The organism is Amycolatopsis sp. w19, assembly GCF_051373225.1.
GTDB lineage: Bacteria > Actinomycetota > Actinomycetes > Mycobacteriales > Pseudonocardiaceae > Amycolatopsis > Amycolatopsis japonica.
In genome coordinates this window covers 37,688-58,903 of sequence record NZ_JBPQFM010000033.1, presented here as the reverse complement: position 1 = coordinate 58,903, position 21,216 = coordinate 37,688, and the positions used below count along the sequence as shown (strand labels likewise).

Below are 21,216 nucleotides of genomic sequence, written 5' to 3'. Positions count from 1 at the left end.
GTTCAGTGTGCAGTGGCGGGTGCGAAAGTGGCTCTCACAACGCCGGCGGGTGTCAGGTGCCGAGAGCGCCGCCCGACTGTGTGGATTTTGGGGCGTTGGATGACCAGAAATCCACACAGTCGCGCAGAGAAGGTCTGATCACGACGAGCCACCCTCACGCGTTTCGTCCTCTGGATGCGGTAGTTGCACGCGCAAGGACCATTCAGAGGACTAAACGCGGGTCAGCGCTTGCGGTAGGCCATGCCCGCCGCGACGGCACCGGCCACGGCACCGACGCCCAGCACCGACGGCACGCCGATCTTCGCGGCCTTGCGTCCGGTCCGGAAGTCACGGATCTCCCAGCCACGTGCCCGCGCGACGTCGCGAAGGCCGCCGTCGGGGTTCACCGCGACCGCGGTGCCGACGACCGACAGCATCGGGACGTCGTTCTGCGAGTCCGAATACGCCGTGCAGCGCTTGAGGTTCAGCCCTTCGCGTGACGCCAGCGCGCGCACCGCGTGGGCTTTCGCGCGGCCGTGCAGCAGGTCGCCGACGAGACGGCCGGTGTAGACGCCGTCCTTGGTCTCCGCGACGGTGCCCAGCGCGCCGGTGAGACCGAGGCGCCGCGAGATGATGGCCGCGAGTTCGATCGGGGTCGCGGTGACCAGCCAGACCCGCTGCCCGGCATCGAGGTGCATCTGCGCGAGCGCCCTGGTGCCGGACCAGATCTTGTCCGCCATCAGCTCGTCGTAGATCTCTTCGCTGATGTCGGTCAGTTCTTGCACGGTACGACCGGCCACAAAGGACAGTGCGCGCTCGCGGTGGGTTTTGATGTCCTCCTTGTTCTCCCGGCCGCCGAGCCGGAATTTCACCTGCTGCCAGACGAATCCGGCCAGATCGGCGGACGTGAAGAACTTGCGCGCGGCCAGGCCGCGGGCGAAGTAGAAGATCGACGCGCCCATCATCATGGTGTTGTCGACGTCGAAGAACGCGGCCGCCGTCAGGTCCGGCGGCGCGGGCGGCGCGGGCGGTTCGAGGGCTTCGGCGGACGCGGTCGCCATGGCGGCCTCGGCCGACGCCTCGCCCGCGAGCTCGGCCAGCCGTTCGAGCTCTTGACTCTTATCCCTGCCCCGCCACACTGACACGCACACCGCCTCCGGAATCCCAGGTGCCTGTGCACAGCGTAGCGAGCGGCCGACCACGCTGTCCCGGGTGTGGCGCCTGCCTCACGTGACACCGAGTCAGCCGATGATTATCGGCGGTAACCCCGGGATGAGCGGCGGAATCGAAACCAGCGGCGGCGGTGGCGTGGTGATCGTCGGCGTCGGCAACGTCCGCGTCGTCGGGCCGGGCGTGGCCACGACGGGCGGCGGCGTGCCTCCCGACGGCGGGGCGAGCGGTCCGGTCGGGGCCGCGGTGTCCACACCGGACGAAGGCGGCACCGAGGTCGGTGTCGGCGTCACAGACGGAGCGGACGACGGCGGGGAAGACGTCACCGGCGGAAGGACCGCGTCGGGGGAGTCGGGGTTGCGGACGCAGTCACCGGCGGCCGGGACCGCGCCCAGCTCGTCGGAAGATCCCGTGGTGATCGTGTAGCAGACCAGACGCGAGCCGAGATCCGTCGTGCGCGCTTGGACCCTCTCGAGGAGTACGCGGGCCGAGTCGAATTTGTCGCGTGCTTCGGCGGGGGCGTAGTCGATCTGGAGACCGAGCCGGTCGGACTGCTGACGTGCCCAGGACCGGAGCTCGGCCAGCCGGGCCTGGCCACCCTGATCGGTGACGAGTGCCGTCAACTGCGAGACGCCGGCGCGGAGGTCGGTCTCGAAATCGGCGAGTCCGGTGAAATACGCGGCGGTGGGCGCGCCCTGCCGGGTCAGCTCGTCCAGTTCTCCGACGCGGTTCGCGGCGAACTCCAAATGCTTCTTCGCCTTGTCCTGCTCGTCGAAGGTGAGCCCGAGCGAGGCCGATTCACCCGCTCGTTTGATGCCGTAGAGCGGATCGCCCGGCAATGCGTCCTTGGACAGCAACAGGGTGATCCCGCCGAGCGCCAGCACGAGCGCGACGGCGGCCGCGGCGAGATTGGCGACGGCGTGACCACGTCGCTTCGGCGCGGCTTCGGATTCGGCGAGGCGTCCGGCGATCTCGTCGCGGATCCGTTGCCGGGTTTCCGCGTCGGGGGCGCCGCCGGCGCCGAGTTCGCGCAAGCCGCCGACGAGCGCGAGTTCGTGCGCGAACTCGTCGTCGTCCGGGGATTCGGTGCCGTCGACAAGGTCGGCGAAGCGGTCACCGTCCGCCCGCTCCCGCGCGAACCATCCCGGCACGCCCACGGCGAAGTCTCCATCTGCTCAGCCCGGTCCTGACACCGGTCTGGCTGAGAAAACGAGCGGGGACGCCCAAGGGTTACGGCAAGGCCGGGTGAGGCATAAATATTGGATCGATGCCGCAACGCGGAGCGTTTCCGTTGAGGGTGGTGGTGGGTATATCGGCGGGCTTAACGCAGTCCTGTGGGCAGAAGTTGTGCCAAACGGCGTACCGCGCGGTGCTGAAGGGCCTTGATGGCGCCCTCGTTGCGCTTCATGATCGCGGCGGTCTCGGCGACCGAAAGCCCCTGCATGAACCGCAGCACGATGCACTCGCGCTGATCCTCGCCGAGCTCGGCGACGCACCGCAGCAGTTCGGCGCGGGTGGCGCGGCTGATGGCCTGCTGTTCCGGCCCCGCGACGGCCTGCACGCCGACGTTCCCGATCGGCGCCCCGTTGGGCTCGGCGACCTCGTCGGTGACGACCTCGAGGCGGAACCGGCTCGACTTCACGTGGTCGAGGATGATGTTGCGCGCGATGGTGACGAACCAGGCGCCAACGTCACGCCCCTGGTAGCTCACCGACGTGATGCGGCGCAGCGCGCGGAGGAACGTCTCGCTGGTGACGTCTTCGGCCAGGTCCCGGTCGCCGAGGCGGAACAGGACGTACCGGTAGACGACGTCCACATAGCGGTCGTAGAGCCGCCCGAACGCGGAGGTGTCGCCGTCCTGAGCGGCGCTGACCAGCTCCCAGGCTTCGGCCTTCGCGGCTTCGGCGGCGGCGTCGCTCTCGGCGGTGTCGCTGACCTTGGGCCGGGCCGACGGCGCCGCGGGGAAACCGCTCCGGCGGAGGATGTGGCCCGCCAGCATCGAGACGGGGTTGGGCGCGGGAAGAGTCACGGTCCACCTCCCGTTCCGGACAGGGAGGACCGGCCCGCATGTCCCACCGCCGCGTGGGCCTGCAAGATCTGCACGTCCGGACTCCCTTTCTCACCATCGAGTGATCAACACCACTCGACGACGCACAGCAGCATACGTGTAGTTACCGCGAAGTAGGTAGCGGTGCCGGGGTTACGGAACTGCGACGAAAGCGAGTGACCCCCATGACGGTGGCCGGGATGACAAACTGGCAACGCCGTTCACTCCAGGGAAGAGGTTCGCAGTTGAGCGCGGAGCAGGTTGCCGATGCAAGTGTGCCCACTTTGCTCGCCGAGGCCGCTCGTCAGTGGCCGGGCAAGGCGGCCGTCCAGGAGACCGGCGGAGGTGTCGCGCTGACCTGGGCGGAGCTCGACAACGCCGCCCACACGCTGGCCCGCGCCCTGCTCGACGCGGGAATCGAGCGCGGTGACCGGGTGGCGTTGCGGCTGCCGACGTCGGCCGCGTTCGCCGTCTCGCTGTTCGGGGCGCTCCGGGCGGGCGCGGTGGTCGTCCCGATCTCGCCGCAGGGGCCGGCCGCGGAACTGAACGGGCTGCTGGAGCACAGCGGCGCACGGCTCGTCCTCGAACGCGAACCCACCGAGGAACTCCCCGACGGGGTGACAAGCCTCTCACCGGCTGTTACCTCGGATGGAGCAGCCGAACCGGTCGACGCGTCCGGCGCCGGTGAGGACATAGCGGTCATCTCGTACACCTCCGGCACGACCGGCCCGCCGCGCGGCGTGATGCTGTCGCACCGGGCGCTGCTCGCGAACCTCGATCAGCTGAGCCGGATCGTCCCGGCGCCGCTCGTACACGGCGACCGCGTGCTCATCACCATCCCGTTGTTCCACGTCTACGGCCTCGGCCCCGGCCTGCTGCAGACCACGGCGGTCGGCGCGACGGCGATCCTGTCCGAGCGTTTCCTCGCCGAGCGCACCCTGGCCGACTGCACCGAGTACCGGGTGACGTCGATCGCCGGCGTGCCCGCGATGTACGCCGAATTCGCCGCGATGGACCCCGAGGAACTCGGCCAGGGCCTGTCCACCGTGCGGCGGATGACCTCGGGTGCGGCGCCGCTTCATCCCAAGATCCTCACCGCCCTCCGCGGCGCCACCGGACTCGACGTCTACGAGGGCTACGGCCTCACCGAATGCGCGCCCGTGGTCACCACGACCCTGGTCACCGGCTACCCGAAGCCCGGTTCGGTCGGGCGGCCGCTGCCCGGCGTCGAGCTCCGGCTCGTCGACAGCGACGGCGACGCGGAGCCCGTCCCGCTGGACCCGGACGACCTCGGCGACGCCTTCGACGAGGACGGCGGCACCGGCCTGGTGTCGATCCGCGGCGCGAACCTGTTCTCCGGCTACTGGCCCGACGGCTCGCACGGCCCCGACGATGAGGGCTGGTTCCGCACCGGCGACGTCGGCTACCTCGACACCGACGGCGACCTGCACCTGGTGGACCGGGCCAACGACCTGATCATCGTCAACGGCTTCAACGTCTTCCCGCACGAGGTCGAGAACGTGATCTCGATGCTGGACGAGGTCGTCGAGGCGGGCGTCGTCGGCGTCGTCGACGAGCGGACCGGCGAGGCGGTGAAGGCCGTCGTCGTCCCCGCGCAGGGCGCATCGCTGTCGGAACAGCAGGTCGTCGAGCACTGCGCCGAGCATCTGGCCGGGTACAAGGTGCCGCACACCGTCGAGTTCGCGGAGTCGCTGCCGCATTCGGCCACCGGGAAGCTGCGCAGGATGCGCCTCAGGTAAGGATTGGGGCATGGCCCACCACGTCACCGTCATGACCCGCACGGGCTGCCACCTGTGCGAGGTCGCGGAACAGGACATCGAGCGGATCTGCGGCGAGCTGGGCGTCGCCTGGTCGGCCCAGGACGTCGACAGCGATCCCGAATGGCGGGCCGAATACGGCGACCGCGTGCCGGTGATCCTCGTCGACGACGCCGAGCACGGCTACTGGCGCGTCGAAGAGGACAGGCTCCGGAAAGCATTGGCGTAACACACTCGTAAGGGGCGATCGGCCGCCCCAACGGCCGATTCGCTCCGAAGATGGAGTCGTGGACGACGAACGCAGGCTCACCTTCCCGCAAGCCGCACTGACCGGGCTCCTGTCACTGGCGGCAGCCCTCGGCGTGGGACATCTCGTCGCGGGTTTCGTCGGGTACACGGCCTCGCCATTCGTCGCCGTCGCGAACTTCGTCATCGACCACAGCCCGCACGCGGTGGTCGCCTGGGCCGAGCGGACGCTGGAGACCTGGGACAAGCCCGTCCTCAAGATCGGCCTTGCCGTGGTGCTGGTGCTGTTCGCGCTGCTCGCCGGGCAGCTCTCGCGCCGCAATCCACTGCCGGGACAGGTGATCGTCGGCGTCCTCGGCGCGGCAGGCGTCGCCGCCGTCTTCGTGCGCACCGACCTCGGGCAGATCGCGCTGCTGGCGCCGGTGATCGCCACCGTCGTCGCGCTGATCGTGTTCACGCGGCTGCATGCGTTCTTCCGCCCGAAGGTGTTCTTCGACGACCGTGAAGGCGAAGGCCCGGACCGGCGCAGGGTGCTGATCACCGGCGCGTCCGTCGCGGCGGGCGCCGGCGTCGCCGCGCTGACCGGCCAGATCGTCGGGACCAGGAAGAACGCGGAGGAGTCGCGGGCCGCCGTCGGCAGGCTCGTCGCGGCGAGGACCGCGCCGCCGATCCCGCCCGACGCGGATTTCGCGAAGCTCGGCACTCCGCCGTACATCACTCCTTCGAAGGATTTCTATCGGATCGACACGGCGCTGGTGGTCCCGCAGGTCCGCACCGAGGACTGGAGCCTGCAGATCCGCGGGATGGTCGACCGCGAAGTCACCTATCGGTATGAAGACCTCCGCTCGCGGCCGCTGATCGAACGCGACGTCACCCTGTGCTGTGTCTCCAACGAGGTCGGCGGCCCGTACATCTCCAACGCGCGCTGGATCGGCATCGACCTGCGGGATCTGCTGAACGAGGCGGGCGTGAAACCCGGCGCCGAGCAGATGTTCGCGACCAGCGTCGACGGCTGGACCTGCGGAACCCCGGTCGAAGCCGCCCTGGATCCGCGGCGCGGCGCGATGCTCGCCCTCGGCATGGACGGCGAACCGCTCCCGATCGAGCACGGCTTCCCCGCGCGGATTGTGATCCCCGGGCTCTATGGCTACGTGTCCGCCACGAAATGGGTGACCGAACTGGAGATCACCACCTGGGCGGAGCGCAAGGCGTACTGGCTCGACCGCGGCTGGGCGAAGGAAGCGCCGGTGAAGACGCAGTCGCGGATCGACGCGCCGGGTTCGGCGGTGAACGCGGGCAAGGTCGTGGTGGCCGGGACCGCGTGGGCGCAGCACACCGGCGTCGCGAAGGTCGAGATCCGGGTCGATCAGGGGCCGTGGAAGGAGGCGGTCCTGTCGGCGGAGACGTCGAAGGACACCTGGCGGATGTGGTGGACCGAGGTCGACGTCGCCGCTGGTCAGCACGAGATCGCCGTCCGGGCGACGGATCAGTCGGGATACACGCAGACGCAGGAGCGCGCCGGGACCGTTCCCGACGGCGCCACCGGCTGGCACACGGTGACGGTCAACGCGCGCTGACGCCTCGGTCACCGTGGTCGTGAGTGGTAAGTGTCGTTAGAACGACACTTACCGCTCACGACCCACGCGCCCGGGCACTGTGGGGTGTGTCATCCCCTCTACCTGTGACTTTGTGCCTGCGTTCACAAGTGGCTACCGTAGATACGTCGCCTCCGAAAGCGCCCGGCATCGAACCGGACTCAGCGCGGCGGGTCAAGAGCCGTTTTCCAGGTTCGGGCGATTCATGTCGTCAGCAGGGACCAGAGGGAGCGGACAAGCGTGGTGTCGCAACGAGGCCGGCGCACCCGGGTGACACCGGACGCCGACAACGCGCCCACCGCGGAGATGCCAGCCGTCGAGACCACCGCCGAGCCGGAAGCGGTCCGCGCGAAGTCCATCCCCGAAGCCGCCGTCGCCCGCCTCGCCGTCTACCTCCGTGTCCTCTCCGGGCTGGCCGAGCAGGGCGCGACGACGATCTCCAGCGAGGAGCTCTCGCAGGCCGCGGGCGTCAACTCCGCGAAACTGCGCAAGGACCTGTCCTACCTCGGCTCCTACGGCACCCGCGGCGTCGGCTACGACGTCCAGGTGCTGGTCAGCCAGATCGAACGCATCCTCGGCCTGACCCGCAAGCACAAGGTCGCCGTGGTCGGCATCGGTAATCTCGGCCACGCGCTCGCCAACTACGGCGGGTTCCCCGGCCGCGGGTTCCCGGTCGAGGCGCTGTTCGACCTCGACCCGGATCTGGTCGGCGTCCCGGTCGGCGGTCTCCCGGTCTCACATCTCGACGAGATCCCCAAAGTCTGCGCCGAACGGCAGATCTCCATCGGCGTCATCGCCACTCCGCCCACCGCCGCGCAGTCGGTCTGCGACCGGCTCGTCGCAGGTGGCGTGCAGTGCATCCTGAATTTCGCCCCGGTCGTGCTGCAGGTTCCGGCACATATCGAGGTGCGCAAGGTCGATCTCGCGGTCGAGCTGCAGATCCTGTCGTTCCACGTCGCTCGTCGCGCCGATCTGGCCGCTAACGGCAACGGCGGAGGGGACAGTGGCCCCGGGGGCGCCGAGAATGGCAGCGTGAACGGCCACGGCAACGGAATGGTGGTGCGCTGAAATGAGCGTGTTGGCGGTCGGGCTTTCGCACCGCAGTGCCGAGCTGAACACCCTGGAGCGCGTCGCGGTCCCCGCGACCGACGTGACCAAGGTGCTCCACGAACTGCAGCAGGCCGAGCACGTCAGCGAGGCGATCCTCGTCTCGACCTGCAACCGCATCGAGGTCTACGCCGTCGTCGAGACCTTCCACGGTGGCCTCAACGACGTTTCCGACGTGCTCGCCCGCCAGGCCGGCATGCAGCCCGCGGACCTCTACGAGTCGCTGTACGTGCACTACGCCGGCGCCGCGATCGAGCACCTGTTCTCGGTCACCTCGGGGCTGGACTCGATGGTCGTCGGCGAGACGCAGATCCTCGGCCAGATCCGGTCCTCCTACGCCACCGCGCGGGAGGCCGGCACCGTCGGCCGCACGCTGCACGAGCTGATCCAGACCACGCTGCGCGTCGGCAAACGCGTCCACACCGAGACCGGGCTCGACCAGCTGGGCGCGTCGGTGGTCTCCGAGGCGCTCGCCGCGGCCGGGGACATCGCGGGCAAGCACGCGCTGATCATCGGCGCCGGTTCGATGGGCGCGCTGACCGCGTCGCAGCTGCGCAAGTCCGGGATCGGCGAGATCACCATCGCCAACCGCACCGAGGCCAGGGCCGCCCGCCTCGCCGCCGCGAGCGTCGAGCAGGGAGTGCCCGCGAAGGCCGTCCAGATGAGCGGGATCGCGGACGCGGTCGCCGAGGCGGACGTCGTCGTCTGCTGCACCGGCGCGCAGGCCGCGGTCTTCACCGCCGCACACGTCCCGGCCCGTGCCGGGCGCCCGCTGGTCGTCTGCGACCTCGGCCTCCCGCGTGACGTCGACCACGACGTCGCCGCACTGGCCGACGTCACCGTGGTCGACCTCGAAACCATCCAGCGCCGCATGCGGGAAGCGGGCACCCCGACCACCGAACGGCAGACCGCGAAGGCCACCGGCATCGTGCTCGACGAGGTGCGCGAGTACCTCGCCGGCCAGCGCAGCGCCGAGGTCACCCCGACGGTGACGGCGCTGCGGCGCCGGGCGGCCGAGGTGGTCGACGCCGAACTGCTGCGGCTGGACAACCGCCTGCCGGATCTCGACGCCGGGGTCCGCGAGGAGGTCGGCCGCACGGTCCGCCGCGTGGTCGACAAGCTGCTGCACGCGCCGACGGTGCGGGTCAAGCAGCTGGCCGCCGAGACGGCCGACACCGACTACGCCAACGCGCTGCGCGAGCTGTTCTGCCTCGACCCGCAGGCGCCCGCCGCCGTGGCGAGTCCCACCGCAACGCCGAAAGACGAGTGATCATCCAGTGAGCAGAGTCATCCGCATCGGGACGCGCGGCAGCAAACTCGCCCTCGCGCAGACCGGCACCATCGCCGACGCCCTGCGTGCCACCGGGGCCGAGGTCGAGCTCGTCACCGTGACGACCCCCGGCGACAAGTCGTCCGCGCCGATCCCCACGATCGGGGTCGGCGTCTTCACTTCCGCGCTGCGCGAAGCCTTGCTGCGCGAAGAAGTCGACGTCATCGTGCACTCGTACAAGGACCTCCCGACGAAGCCGGAACCGGGCATCACGCTCGCCGCCGTGCCGCGCCGCGAGGACCCGCGTGACGCGCTGATCGCCCGTGACGGGCTGACGCTGGGCGAGCTCCCGCCCGGCTCGACCGTCGGCACCGGCTCGCCGCGGCGGACCGCGCAGCTGCGCGCGCTCGGTCTCGGTTTGGAAATCGTGCCGATCCGAGGCAATATCGACACCCGCATGCGCAAGGTGAGCGACGGAGAGCTCGACGCCGTCATCCTGGCGCGTGCCGGACTGGCCAGGATCGGCCGGGCGGAGGAGATCACCGAGACCCTCGACCCGATCCAGATGCTGCCCGCACCCGCGCAGGGTGCGCTGGCGGTGGAGTGCCGGACCGGTGACGTGGACATCGAGCACCTGCTCGGGGCATGCGTGGACGATGAAGGCACCCGTGCCGTGGCGACCGCCGAGCGGGCGTTGCTCGCGGCGCTGGAAGCCGGGTGCAGCGCACCGGTCGGAGCGCTGGCGGAGATCGTCGAGGACCTGGACGCCGAAGGGCGGGTCGTCGAGCGGATCTCGTTGCGGGGTACCGCCGCCGTCGAAGGGGACGGGGACGCGGTCGACATGGTGCGCGCTTCCGCGCTCGCCGACAAGCACGAAGCCGATCAGCTCGGCCGGACACTGGCCGCCGAGCTGCTCGACCTGGGGGCCGGTGCGCTGTCCGGCCCCGCCCAGTGAGTCAGAACGTTGAAGGTAGGGCCGCGCTCGACTGCGGCCGCTCAAGAGGAGAACGCACAGATGACCCCCGCGCGTAAGACCACCGGGCGTGTCGCCTTCGTGGGCTCGGGCCCCGGTGACGCCGGTCTGCTGACCGTCCGCGCTCAGGAGCTGCTCGCCAAGGCCGAGGTCGTGGTGACCGACCCGGACGTCCCTTCGGGCGTCCTGGCCTTCGCCGCCGAGGGCGCCGAAGTGCGCCCCGCCGTCGGCGAGGCCACCGAAGTCGCCAAGGACCTGGTGAACGAGGCCAAGGCCGGACGGCTGGTGCTCCGGCTCATCGCCGGTGACCCGCTGACCCAGCCCGCCGTCGTCGCCGAGGTGCAGGCCGTTTCCCGGACCAGCGCCGTGTTCGACATCATCCCGGGCGTCTCGCCCGGCGCGGCCGTCCCGGCGTACGCCGGCGTCGCGCTCGGTGGCACGCACACCGAGGTCGACGTCCGCGGCGACGTCGAGTGGGCCGCGCTGGCCGCGACCCCCGGCCCGATCGTGCTGCACGCGACGTCGGCGCACCTGGCCGAGGCCGCGTCCGCGCTGACCGAGCACGGACTGGCGCCGACCACCCCGGTCGCCGTCACGTCGAACGGCACCATCAACACCCAGCGCACCCTGGACACCACGCTGGCCACCGTCGCGAACGAGGCGGGCGAGCTCGTCGGCCCGCTCATCGTGACCATCGGCCAGGCCGTCGGCCAGCGCTCGAAGCTGTCGTGGTGGGAGTCGCGCGCGCTGTACGGCTGGAAGGTCCTGGTGCCGCGCACCAAGGAGCAGGCCGGTGAGATGGCGGAGCGGCTTCGCGGCCACGGCGCCACCTCGCACGAGGTGCCGACCATCTCGGTCGAGCCGCCGCGCAGTCCCGCCCAGATGGAGCGTTCGGTCAAGGGTCTCGTCGACGGCCGCTACCAGTGGATCGTCTTCACCTCGACCAACGCCGTCCGCGCGGTGTGGGAGAAGTTCGAGGAGTTCGGCCTCGACGCCCGCGCCTTCTCCGGCGTGAAGATCGCCTGCGTCGGCGAATCGACCGCCGCGAAGGTGCGCTCGTTCGGCATCATCCCCGAGCTGATCCCGGAGGGCGAGCAGTCCTCGGAGGGTCTCCTCGCCGAGTTCCCGCCGTACGACGACGTCCTCGACCCGGTCGACCGCGTGCTGCTGCCGCGGGCCGACATCGCCACCGAGACCCTTTCGGCCGGTCTGCGCGAACGTGGCTGGGAGATCGACGACGTGACCGCGTACCGCACCGTGCGGGCCGCGCCGCCGCCCGCCGAGACCCGCGAGATGATCAAGACCGGCGGTTTCGACGCGGTCTGCTTCACCTCGTCCTCGACCGTGCGGAACCTCGTCGGCATCGCCGGCAAGCCGCACACCCGCACGCTGGTCGCGTGCATCGGCCCGAAGACCGCGGAGACCGCCGTGGAGTTCGGGCTGCGGGTCGACGTCCAGCCCGAGAAGGCCGACGTCCCGCACCTGGTCGACGCGCTCGCCGAGCACGCCGCCCGGCTCCGTGCCGAAGGCGCGCTTCCGCCGCCTCGCAAGGCGAAGCGGGCTCGCCGCTCCTGACGATCGGTTAGTACGTGAAGGCCCCCTTCATTGCGCTAGACGCGGTGAAGGGGGCCTTCATGTACTTGGGCCCGCAGGGTGCGGCCTCAGCTGAAGAACTTCACGACCTCCGTGTACGCCAGGTAAGCGAACATCGCCAGGCAGATCCCCAAAAGCCCGTTCGACAGCCACCGCGAACGCCCTTCCCGCGGCACCCGTGACGTGTTCAGCAGCACCAGCAAGGTCGCCGCCAGGAACGGCATGAACAACGCGCCCAGCACGCCGTAGATCACGGTGAGCTGGAACGGCTGGTCCAGGAACAGCAACGCCATCGGCGGGAAGGTCAGCCACAGCACGTATCCGCGGTACGCGACACTGCGTTCGCCGGCCTTTTTCTCATACGCCTCAACGCTTTCCGTCGTGTTCGCGGGCAGCCGCAGGATGCGCCACCAGTCGGCGAACAGCAGGCTCACGCCGTGCCAGACGCCGATCACCGACGTGAACGAAACGGCGAAGAAGCCGATGAGGAACGGGATCCGCGCCCACTGCCCGTAATCCGCGGCGAGGGTGTCGCCGAGGAACAGCAGGCCCTTGTCGCCCGAGATGATCTTCTGGCCCAGCAACAGTTCCGCGCCGATGATCAGCATCGCGATCACGAAGATCCCGGTCATCACGTAGCCGACGGCGTTGTCGGTGCGCATCATCGGCAGCCACTTCGACGAGCGCCAGCCCTTCGCGAGCGTCCAGTAGCCGTAGGCCGCCATGGTGATCGTGCCGCCGACGCCGCCGACCAGGCCGAGGACGTAGACGAGCGAGCCGTCGGGCAGGGTCGGGACGGCGCCCTTGAACAGTTCGGCGAAATCCGGCACGACGAGGATCGCGGTGCCGACCACGGTCACGAACATGACACCGGTGAGCACCGTCATCAGTTTCTCGATGATCGCGTAGCGCCCGAACCACACCAGTGCGAAGCCGAGCAGGCCGCAGATCATCGCCCAGTACCGCACCGAAATCGCGGGGAAGAGCGCGTTCAGCGGCAGCCCCGACGCGGACATGGCCGTCGCGCCGTAGACGAAGCCCCAGATCACCGCGTAGATGCCGAAGTAGATCAGCGCCCAGATCCCGAGCGTCCGCCAGCCGGAAAGGATCGTCCGGCCCGAGGTCAGATGCCAGCGGCCGACGGCTTCGGCCAGCGCGAGTTTGAAGATCGTGCCGACGAGCACCGCCCACAGCAGCGTGTACCCGAAGCGCGATCCGGCCACCATCGTCGCGACGAGGTCGCCCGCGCCGACCCCGGTCGCCGCGGCCATGATCCCTGGCCCGACCTGGCGCAGCCGTGCGCGCCAGCCGACGGGCGGTTCTTCCAGTTGGTCGGTCACCGTTGAACTCGACATGCCGTGGAAGGTAACCCACGTCACACCGCGGAGGAATCGGACAAAGGTGACTCTTTACCGTTCCTTAGGAAAGGTTCGGCCGTTCACCGCCTCTCAAGCGGGCGGGAGTACCGTCGTGAGGGTGTTTCCCGAACATCGTCCCCGCAGGCTCCGTACCACTCCGGCGATGCGCAGGCTGGTCGGTGAGACGACGCTGCGCCCACGTCAGCTGATCCTCCCGATGTTCGTGGCCGAGGGCGCCGACACGCCCCGCCCGATCTCCAGCATGCCGGGGGTCGTCCAGCACACCCGCGACACACTGCGCAAGGCCGCCGTCGAGGCGGTCAACGCCGGTGTCGGCGGCCTGATGCTGTTCGGCATTCCGAAGACCCGGGACGCGGAGGGCTCCGGCGCGATCGACCCGAACGGCATCCTCAACGTCGCCCTGCGCGACCTGAGGTCCGAGCTCGGCGACGCGACGGTCCTGATGGCGGACACGTGCCTCGACGAGTTCACCGACCACGGTCATTGCGGCGTCCTCGACGCCGACGGCGGTGTCGACAACGACGCCACCCTGCGCGTGTACGCGGAAATGGCACTGGCGCAGGTGGAAGCGGGCGCTCACCTGCTCGGCCCGAGCGGCATGATGGACGGCCAGGTCGGCGTCATCCGCAGTGCGCTGGACCGCGCCGGGCACACCGACGCGGGGATCCTCGCGTACTCGGCCAAGTTCGCCAGCGCGTTCTACGGTCCCTTCCGCGAGGCCGTCGACTCGCAGCTGAAGGGCGACCGGAAGACCTACCAGCAGGATCCGGGCAACGTGCGCGAGGCGCTGCGCGAGATCGAGCTGGACATCGCCGAGGGCGCCGACATGGTCATGGTCAAGCCCGCCCTGTCCTATCTGGACGTCATCAGGGCCGCCGCCGAGGCGTCGCCGGTTCCCGTCGCGGCGTACAACATCTCGGGCGAGTACGCGATGGTCGAGGCCGCCGCGGCGAACGGCTGGCTCGACCGCGAGCGCACGATCCTCGAGGTGCTGACCTCGATCCGCCGCGCGGGCGCGGACATGATCCTGACCTACTGGGCCGCCGAAGCCGCAGCTTGGCTGGACTAGGCTGCCTCGCGTGAGCGACAGCAAAGCCGACGAAACGGACGACGAGCGCCGTAAGCGCGGAATGTCCCCGGATCCGATCCTGCCGGGCCAGAAGCCGCCGAAGATCGTGGTGCCGAAGCCGGTCGCGATCTCGTTCTGGCTGTGGATCCTCGCCGGTGTCGTCCTGGTGGCCGGTCAGATCGCCCTGCTGGTGCTGAAAGACGAACTGACCGAGGGGATCCTCAAGCAGATCAGGGAGAACCCGGTCCCCGGCCAGCCCGCCGACCCGGCGCAGGTCGCGTCCGGCGTGAACACCCTGCTGTGGATGCTGTTCGGCGGTGCGCTCACCTTCGCCGTCCTGTTCGCGTTGTTCGCGTACAAGGCCCGCGAGGGAACGCGGTCGGCCAGGACGGTGCTCACCGTGGGGGCGGTCTTCCTGGTCCTGGTGGAACTGCTGATCCTGCGCGGCTCGCTCAACGTGTTCCTGCTGGTGTCCACGTTGCTGGTGGCGATCGCGCTGGTCCTCATGTACCTGCCCAGCGTCTCCGATCATTTCCCGAAGGTCGGGCGCACGCTGCCATGACCGCCGAGCCGCCCCGCTACGACGAACCCGGCGTCGGCTGGACGGCTTTGCTGTGGGCGCCGTTGTTCGCCCTCGCCGGGCTGCTCGCCGAACTGGCGACCGGCGGCCCGGTCCATTGGCTCGCCTGGATCCTGGTCGCGGTGGGGCTGGTGGCGATCACCGTTCCGTGGGTCTACGCGCGCCGCCGGTACCTTTCGCTCGAAGTCACGCCGGACGGCTACCGGCAGGGCAAGGAAACGCTGGAGGCGGCCAGGATCGCCGAGGTCCTGGAAGACGAGGCGCCGGTCGGATCGCGCGTCCTCGGCGGCGGCTGGACGGTCCCCAAGAAGTTCGGTGAAGTCGGGTTGAAGCTCGAAGACGGCGTGTTCGTGCGAGCTTGGGCGAAGGATCCGGACGCCCTTCGCGAGGCTCTCGGGGATTTGGTGCGTGCTCGCACCACAGAGTCATGAGAAACTGCTCACCGTGATCGACCTTCCCCAGCCGACCGGCGCCGATCTGTGGCCACCGGAGGACTCCCGGCCCGCGGCCCGGCTGCACAAACCCCTGCGCGCCGTGGTGGGGGCCGTCGAGCTGATCCTCGCCGCGCTCGCGGTGTGGGGCGCCTTCGCGTGCTGGAAGGCCGGTGTCGTCCCGGTCGTGATCACCTACGGCGAGACGACGACGCTGGAATCGCAGCGGTATTTCGGCGGCCCGCTCGCCGGCGCCATCGGGTTGGGCGTCCTGGCCGCGATCCTCGTGGTGGACGCGATCCGCCAGTTCCTGCTCGCCGTGCGGGCCAAGGGCCGCAAGCCCAAGGACTAGTTGAGCCAGACGACGGCGGCGTTGACCGCGGTCGAGTACAGCAACCACAGCAGATATGGCACCAGCAGCCAGGCGGCGAGCTTCGAGCGGCGCCCGAACTCCATCATCGTGACGGGCACCATGAAGTCCAGGACGACGACGTCGGCCAGTGCCAGGGCGTGTGCTCCGCCGGCGAAGAACAGCGGCGTCCACAGCAGGGTCAGCAGCAGGCAGACGCCGTAGAAGGCGAAGCCGCGCGTCTCGCCGTCGGTCCGCCAGTAGCCCCAGCCCGCGATGGCGACCGCGAGGAGCAGGGCTGTCCACGTCGGACCGTAGAGCCAGCCCGGCGGCGCCCACGACGGACGGATCAGCGCGTTGTGCGCTTCGGAGCGGGTGGCCACGGCGAGCGCGGCCACGACGCCGACGATCGCCGACATGGCGATGAATCCGGCCAAGGCCTGCCAGCGCAGGCGACGGTGGTGGGTCGGTGGTGACGGCACCGTGGACACGTGGATTCCTCCGCGAGGGTTTCGACGCCGAGTACTTCCCACCCTAGTGGGCCTGGTCACGCCATGCCCGGAACAGACACGACCTGGCGGCGGGTGTCATCGGGGATTTGCGAGACTGGGGAAGTGACTACCGGAGTCGATCAGTCCAAGGCATGGTTCGAACGAGCGAAGGCCGCGATCCCGGGCGGGGTGAACTCCCCGGTGCGGGCCTTCAACTCCGTCGGCGGCACCCCGCGGTTCATGGTGCGCGGCGAGGGACCGTATCTCTGGGACGCGGACGGCGCCCGCTATGTCGATCTCGTCTCCTCGTGGGGGCCGATGATCCTCGGGCACGCGCATCCGGACGTCGTCGCCGCCGCGCGCGAAGCCGCTGTCGACGGGCTGTCGTTCGGCACCCCGACGCGCGGCGAGGTCGAGCTCGCCGAGGAGATCATCGCCCGCGTCGAGCCGGTGGAGCGCGTGCGCCTGGTCAACTCCGGCACCGAGGCGACGATGAGCGCGATCCGGCTGGCCAGGGGATTCACCGGCAGGCCGAAGATCATCAAGTTCGCGGGCTGCTACCACGGTCACGTCGACGCGCTGCTCGCCGAAGCGGGCTCCGGTGTCGCGACCCTCGGCCTCCCGACCTCGCCCGGTGTCACCGGCGCGCAGGCGGCCGACACGATCGTCTTGCCCTACAACGACCTCGACGCGGTCCGGAAGTCCTTTGTGGACAATCCGGACGCGATCGCCGCGATCATCACCGAAGCCGCCGCGGGCAACATGGGCGCCGTCGCGCCGATCGACGGCTTCAACGCCGGGCTCAAGGAGATCGCGCACGAGCACGGCGCGCTGCTGATCATGGATGAGGTGATGACCGGGTTCCGCGTTTCGAAGGCGGGCTGGTTCGGCCTCGACGGTGTCGCCGGCGACCTGTACACCTTCGGCAAGGTGATGTCCGGCGGATTGCCCGCCGCGGCCTTCGGCGGCCGCGCCGACGTGATGGCGAAGCTGGCCCCGGGCGGGCCGGTGTACCAGGCGGGAACGCTGTCCGGGAACCCCGTCGCCGTCGCCACCGGGCTCGCGACGCTGCGCGCGGCCGACGACGCCGTGTACGCGGCGCTCGACGCCAACGCGAAGCGGCTCGGCGAACTGTTCGACCGGTCGCTGACCCAGGCGGGCGTCACGCACACCGTGCAGTACGCGGGCAACCTCGTCAGCGTGTTCTTCAGCGAGAACCCGGTGACGAACTACCCGGGCGCGCAGGCTTCGGAGACCTGGCGGTTCCCGGCGTTCTTCCACGCGCTGCTGGACAACGGCGTGTACGCGCCGCCGAGCGCGTACGAGGCTTGGTTCGTCAACGCGGCCATGGGCGACGCCGAGTTCGAGATCATCGAGTCCGCGCTTCGTGTGGCCGCCCGCGCCGCCGCCGAGGCGGTCCAGGAGTGAGCGCGACGACGATCGTGCACCTGCTTCGCCACGGCGAGGTGCACAACCCGGACAAGATCCTGTACGGCCGCCTGCCCGGCTTCAAGCTCTCCGATCGCGGGCAGCGCCAGGCGCTGACGGTCGCCGAAGCCGTCGCGACGCACGACATCACGCACGTCGTCGCTTCGCCGCTTCAGCGCGCGCAGGAGACCGCCGCGCCGATCGCGGCCGCGCACCGGCTCGACGTGGAGACCGACGAGCGGCTCATCGAGGCGGACAACCAGTTCGAGGGCGAGCGGGTCGCGGTCGGCGATGGCGCGCTTCGCGAGCCGAAGCACTGGCCGAAGCTGGTCAATCCGTTCCGGCCGTCCTGGGGTGAGCCGTACGTCGAGATCGCGCACCGCATGCTCGGCGCGATCCACCGCGCGCGGCGGGCGGCCGAGGGCCACGAGGCGCTGTGCGTCTCCCATCAGCTGCCGATCTGGACCGTGCGGCGGTTCCTGGAGGCGAAGCGGCTCTGGCACGACCCGCGCAACCGGCAGTGTTCGCTCGCGTCGTTGACCAGCCTGGTCTTCGAGGGCGAGGAACTCGTGCGGATCGTCTACAGCGAGCCCGCCGGCACGACCGACCCGAAGGTGACCGGGGCATGAAGCGTGCGCTGGCGGCCCTGGCGGTGTTGATGCTCGTCGTCACCGGCTGCACCACCGGCAAGGACGCCGTCGTCACCGGCGGCTCGTTCAACTTCGTTTCGCCGGGCGGGAAGGTCGACATCACCTACGACGTCGCGGACCGCCAGCCGTCGCCGACGCTGTCCGGCGACGACCTGATGAACGAGGGCAAGCAGCTTTCGATCGCGGACTTCCCCGGCAAGGTCATCGTGCTGAACCTGTGGGGCCAGTGGTGCGGGCCGTGCCGGGTCGAGGCGCCGGAGATGCAGAAGGTCTACGAGCAGACGAAGTCGTCGGGCGTCCAGGTGGTCGGCATCGACCTGCGGGACAACGACCGGGCCCCCGCGCAGGACTTCATGCGGGACAGGAAGCTGACGTACCCGTCGATCTACGACCCGTCCGGGCGGACGCTGCTGCAGCTCTCGGGCTACCCGCGCAACATCATCCCGTCGACGATCGTGCTGGACAAACAGCACCGCGTCGCGGCCGTCTTCCTGCGGGACCTGCTGGCCTCGGACCTGCTGCCCGTCGTCCAGCGCCTGGCCGCCGAACCAGCCTGACCCCCTCCCGCGTTTCGTCCTCTGAATGCGTTCCTTGCGCGTGCAACGACCGCATTCAGAGGACGAAACGCGCGTGAAGGGGGCGGGACCAAGGTCCTGACCGGGTGCGACGTAGGTCCCGTTGGGCCAGCCCCGGCGTTTTCACTCCGACCACACTCCCTACGCTCCTTTGCGTGAACTCCGTTACCGAGCTGGCCCTCTCCGGGCCGCTGCTGCTCGCGGCGGGTGTGGCGCTGCTGGCCGGGACGATCTCCTTCGCGTCGCCTTGCGTCGTGCCGCTGGTGCCCGGGTATCTCGCGTACCTGGCGGCGCTGGTCGGCGCGGACGCCCCCGCGGTCAGCGCCGACGAGGAGCGCAAGAAGGGCCGTTACGCCGTCGTCGGCGCGGCGGCGCTGTTCGTGCTCGGGTTCACCGTCGTCTTCGTGGTGACGCTGGGGACGCTGGTGTGGATCGCCGACGTCGTCCAGCTCAACATGGACCTCATCCAGCGCCTCGGCGGCGTGCTGACGATCGCGATGGCGCTGGTCTTCCTCGGCTGGATCCCGGGGCTGCAGCGCGAGTTCCGCTCGCACCACGTGCCGCGCGGCGGACTGTGGGGCGCGCCGGTGCTCGGCGCGGTGTTCGGGCTCGGCTGGACGCCGTGCATCGGGCCGACGCTGTCCGCGGTCATGTCCATGGCCAGCGCCACCGGCGGCGCGGCGGCGCGCGGCTACGTGCTGATCCTGGTCTACTGCCTCGGCCTCGGCCTGCCGTTCCTCCTCATCGCGTTCGGTGCCCGCTGGGCCGTCCGCGCCACCGATTGGCTTCGCCGCCACGGCCGTCAGGTGCAGGTCTTCGGCGGCGTCCTGCTGCTGGTCGTCGGCGTCCTGCTGGTGACCGGGCTGTGGGGCGACATGACCGGCTGGATCAGGAACACCCTCGTGACCGACATCAGGCTGCCCTTGTGACCACCACCGAATACCGTCAGACCCCGCTCAAGCGCGTCCTCGGTTTCCTGCGCAACACCTGGCGCGGCCTGACGTCGATGCGCACCGCGCTGGTGCTGCTGTTCCTGCTCGCGCTCGCCGCGATGCCCGGCGCCCTGCTGCCGCAACGGAACCTCAACGTCGCCAAGACCGACGAATACATCGCCGCGCACGGCTGGTGGGGCGAACTGCTCGACCGCACCCAGTTCTTCGAGGTCTACGGCAGCGTCTGGTTCTCGGCGATCTACATCCTGCTGATGGTCTCGCTCATCGGCTGCCTCGCGCCGCGCAGCTTCGAGTACGCGAAGGCGATGCGCGCGAAGCCCGTGCTCACGCCGCGCAAGCTCTCGCGGATGCCGCATCACGTGTCCAGCACGACCGACCGGACCCCCGAGACGGTCATGACGGACACGCACACGCTTCTCAAAGGCTGGCGCCGCGTCGAACGCGAAGAGGCCGACGGAAGCCGAAGCATCTCCGCCGAACGCGGGTACCTCCGCGAGACCGGCAACCTCGTCTTCCACTTCGGCATGCTCGGCCTGATCGTCTTCTTCGCACTGGGCAAGATGTTCGGCTACGAAGGCCAGGTCATCGTCCAGGCCGACGGCAGCCCGTGGTGCAACTCCGGCATCCTCGGTTACGACACCTTCAACGCCGGGCTGCGCGTCGACGGCACCGATCTCAACGCGTTCTGCATCCGCTTGAAGGACTTCGAGGCGCGCTACACCGAGAACGGGCAGGCGAACTACTACCACTCCAACATGGAGTACCAGTCCGGCGAGGATCTGCAGACCGGCGCGTGGAAGCCGTACGGGCTCGAGGTCAACTCGCCGCTGCGCACCGCGGGCGACCGCGTCTACCTGCTGAACTTCGGCTACTCCCCGAAGTTCACGGTGACCTTCCCCGACGGCACCGTGCGCACCAACATCACGCCGTGGCGTCCCGCCGACGAGCCGACGAAGCTCTCCGAAGGCGCGACGAAGATCGACCAGCCGGGCATCGCCGACCCGATCGAACGCCGCACCCGTCAGCTCGCGATCACCGGCCTGCTCGCCCCGACCGCGTTCCTGCACGGCAACGTGCTGACGTCGTCGCGGCCCGAGGCGAACAAGCCGGCGGTGGCCGTCGACATCTACCGCGGCGACCTCGGCCTCGACGCAGGCCGCGGGCAGTCGATCTTCCAGATCGACCAGTCGCTCGTCGCGGACGGCAGGCTCAAGAAGCTCACCCGGCAGAACCTGGACCAGGGCCAGGAGACCGTGCTGGACGACGGCACGAAGGTCCGCTTCGACGGTGTCCAGGAGTGGGTCGCCATCCAGGTCTCGCACGACCCCGTGCAGGGCTGGGTGCTCGTCTGCGCGGTCGCGATGCTGATCGGGCTGGCGGGATCGCTGCTGGTCAAACGGCGCCGGGTGTGGGTGCGGGTGACCCCGGCGCGTGAAGGTGAGACGGGTACCGTGATCGAGGTCGCCGGGCTGGCGCGCACCGATCAGGCGGGCTACGGCGAAGAGTTCCAGCGGATCAGCGACAAGCTGGTCCAGGGGCAGAGAGGCAACTAG

Annotated in this window: 21 protein-coding genes; 16 read left to right on the top strand and 5 right to left on the bottom strand. The window is 69.8% G+C overall.

From position 1 onward, the window contains the following. Positions 1-221: 221 nt before the first annotated feature. The 3 genes from ACSMFO_RS37380 to ACSMFO_RS37370 form a co-directional block, all read right to left on the bottom strand. The gene (locus ACSMFO_RS37380; protein WP_016330921.1) at positions 222-1,124 is read right to left on the bottom strand and encodes an HAD family hydrolase; all 903 of its coding nucleotides are present in this window, start codon (positions 1,122-1,124) and stop codon (positions 222-224) included. 96 nt (positions 1,125-1,220) lie between these two features. Beyond that, on the bottom strand, positions 1,221-2,306 hold the full coding sequence (locus ACSMFO_RS37375; protein ID WP_436462208.1) for a DUF5667 domain-containing protein: 1,086 nt from the start codon (positions 2,304-2,306) through the stop codon (positions 1,221-1,223). Positions 2,307-2,470: 164 nt separating this feature from the next. Continuing rightward, the gene (locus tag ACSMFO_RS37370; RefSeq protein WP_378418394.1) at positions 2,471-3,178 is read right to left on the bottom strand and encodes a sigma-70 family RNA polymerase sigma factor; all 708 of its coding nucleotides are present in this window, start codon (positions 3,176-3,178) and stop codon (positions 2,471-2,473) included. Between the two features lie 293 nt (positions 3,179-3,471). On the opposite strand from ACSMFO_RS37370, the gene ACSMFO_RS37365 reads away from it, so the two are divergent. The 7 genes from ACSMFO_RS37365 to ACSMFO_RS37335 all read left to right on the top strand — a co-directional run bounded on the left by ACSMFO_RS37365 (position 3,472) and on the right by ACSMFO_RS37335 (position 11,740). After that, positions 3,472-4,956 (top strand): AMP-binding protein, encoded by a 1,485-nt coding sequence (locus ACSMFO_RS37365; RefSeq protein ID WP_436462207.1) that lies wholly within the window; start codon positions 3,472-3,474, stop codon positions 4,954-4,956. A 10-nt stretch (positions 4,957-4,966) separates the two neighbouring features. Continuing rightward, positions 4,967-5,203, top strand: a complete 237-nt coding sequence (locus ACSMFO_RS37360) for a glutaredoxin family protein (protein ID WP_038520134.1) — start codon at positions 4,967-4,969, stop codon at positions 5,201-5,203. A gap of 58 nt (positions 5,204-5,261) precedes the next feature. Continuing rightward, positions 5,262-6,797: a molybdopterin-dependent oxidoreductase gene (locus tag ACSMFO_RS37355; protein ID WP_436462206.1), complete on the top strand. Its 1,536-nt coding sequence runs from the start codon at positions 5,262-5,264 to the stop codon at positions 6,795-6,797. A 258-nt stretch (positions 6,798-7,055) separates the two neighbouring features. After that, positions 7,056-7,883 (top strand): redox-sensing transcriptional repressor Rex, encoded by an 828-nt coding sequence (locus ACSMFO_RS37350; RefSeq protein ID WP_378418400.1) that lies wholly within the window; start codon positions 7,056-7,058, stop codon positions 7,881-7,883. A gap of 1 nt (position 7,884) precedes the next feature. Continuing rightward, positions 7,885-9,192 carry a glutamyl-tRNA reductase gene (locus tag ACSMFO_RS37345; RefSeq protein ID WP_073846228.1) on the top strand — a complete coding sequence of 436 codons (1,308 nt, stop codon included), beginning with the start codon at positions 7,885-7,887 and terminating at the stop codon, positions 9,190-9,192. Positions 9,193-9,199: 7 nt separating this feature from the next. Continuing rightward, positions 9,200-10,147, top strand: a complete 948-nt coding sequence (gene hemC, locus ACSMFO_RS37340; protein WP_436462205.1) for a hydroxymethylbilane synthase — start codon at positions 9,200-9,202, stop codon at positions 10,145-10,147. 60 nt (positions 10,148-10,207) lie between these two features. Next, positions 10,208-11,740, top strand: coding sequence for a uroporphyrinogen-III synthase (locus ACSMFO_RS37335; protein ID WP_005151748.1), 1,533 nt, complete (start codon positions 10,208-10,210; stop codon positions 11,738-11,740). Positions 11,741-11,826: 86 nt separating this feature from the next. Here the strand turns inward: ACSMFO_RS37335 and ACSMFO_RS37330 are convergent, their stop codons facing one another. After that, positions 11,827-13,098, bottom strand: a complete 1,272-nt coding sequence (locus ACSMFO_RS37330; protein ID WP_436462204.1) for an Nramp family divalent metal transporter — start codon at positions 13,096-13,098, stop codon at positions 11,827-11,829. Between the two features lie 136 nt (positions 13,099-13,234). On the opposite strand from ACSMFO_RS37330, the gene hemB reads away from it, so the two are divergent. The 4 genes from hemB to ACSMFO_RS37310 are packed head-to-tail and all read left to right on the top strand — an operon-like array spanning position 13,235 to position 15,569. Next, positions 13,235-14,206, top strand: coding sequence for a porphobilinogen synthase (hemB, locus tag ACSMFO_RS37325; protein WP_436462203.1), 972 nt, complete (start codon positions 13,235-13,237; stop codon positions 14,204-14,206). A 10-nt stretch (positions 14,207-14,216) separates the two neighbouring features. Continuing rightward, entirely contained in the window at positions 14,217-14,768 is a 552-nt protein-coding gene (locus ACSMFO_RS37320; protein ID WP_038520117.1) for a hypothetical protein, read from the top strand. After that, positions 14,765-15,217, top strand: coding sequence for a hypothetical protein (locus tag ACSMFO_RS37315; RefSeq protein WP_436462202.1), 453 nt, complete (start codon positions 14,765-14,767; stop codon positions 15,215-15,217). The genes ACSMFO_RS37320 and ACSMFO_RS37315 overlap by 4 nt, the downstream gene beginning before the upstream one ends. Further along, positions 15,195-15,569: a hypothetical protein gene (locus ACSMFO_RS37310; protein WP_037332976.1), complete on the top strand. Its 375-nt coding sequence runs from the start codon at positions 15,195-15,197 to the stop codon at positions 15,567-15,569. Before ACSMFO_RS37315 ends, ACSMFO_RS37310 begins: the two co-directional genes overlap by 23 nt. Here ACSMFO_RS37310 and ACSMFO_RS37305 read toward each other — a convergent pair. Further along, a complete protein-coding gene (locus ACSMFO_RS37305; protein ID WP_436462201.1) occupies positions 15,566-16,057 on the bottom strand; it encodes a tryptophan-rich sensory protein in 492 nt (163 codons plus the stop codon). The two genes, ACSMFO_RS37310 and ACSMFO_RS37305, sit on opposite strands and share 4 nt — an antisense overlap. Positions 16,058-16,180: 123 nt before the next feature. On the opposite strand from ACSMFO_RS37305, the gene hemL reads away from it, so the two are divergent. The 5 genes from hemL (at position 16,181) to resB (ending at position 21,216) form a co-directional block, all read left to right on the top strand. Next, on the top strand, positions 16,181-17,485 hold the full coding sequence (hemL, locus tag ACSMFO_RS37300; protein WP_436462200.1) for a glutamate-1-semialdehyde 2,1-aminomutase: 1,305 nt from the start codon (positions 16,181-16,183) through the stop codon (positions 17,483-17,485). Then, entirely contained in the window at positions 17,482-18,114 is a 633-nt protein-coding gene (locus ACSMFO_RS37295; RefSeq protein ID WP_016330937.1) for a histidine phosphatase family protein, read from the top strand. Before hemL ends, ACSMFO_RS37295 begins: the two co-directional genes overlap by 4 nt. Continuing rightward, positions 18,111-18,692, top strand: coding sequence for a TlpA family protein disulfide reductase (locus ACSMFO_RS37290; RefSeq protein WP_436462199.1), 582 nt, complete (start codon positions 18,111-18,113; stop codon positions 18,690-18,692). The genes ACSMFO_RS37295 and ACSMFO_RS37290 overlap by 4 nt, the downstream gene beginning before the upstream one ends. 173 nt (positions 18,693-18,865) lie before the next feature. Continuing rightward, the gene (locus ACSMFO_RS37285; RefSeq protein WP_038520108.1) at positions 18,866-19,639 is read left to right on the top strand and encodes a cytochrome c biogenesis CcdA family protein; all 774 of its coding nucleotides are present in this window, start codon (positions 18,866-18,868) and stop codon (positions 19,637-19,639) included. Further along, positions 19,636-21,216: a cytochrome c biogenesis protein ResB gene (gene resB, locus ACSMFO_RS37280; RefSeq protein WP_436462198.1), complete on the top strand. Its 1,581-nt coding sequence runs from the start codon at positions 19,636-19,638 to the stop codon at positions 21,214-21,216. The genes ACSMFO_RS37285 and resB overlap by 4 nt, the downstream gene beginning before the upstream one ends.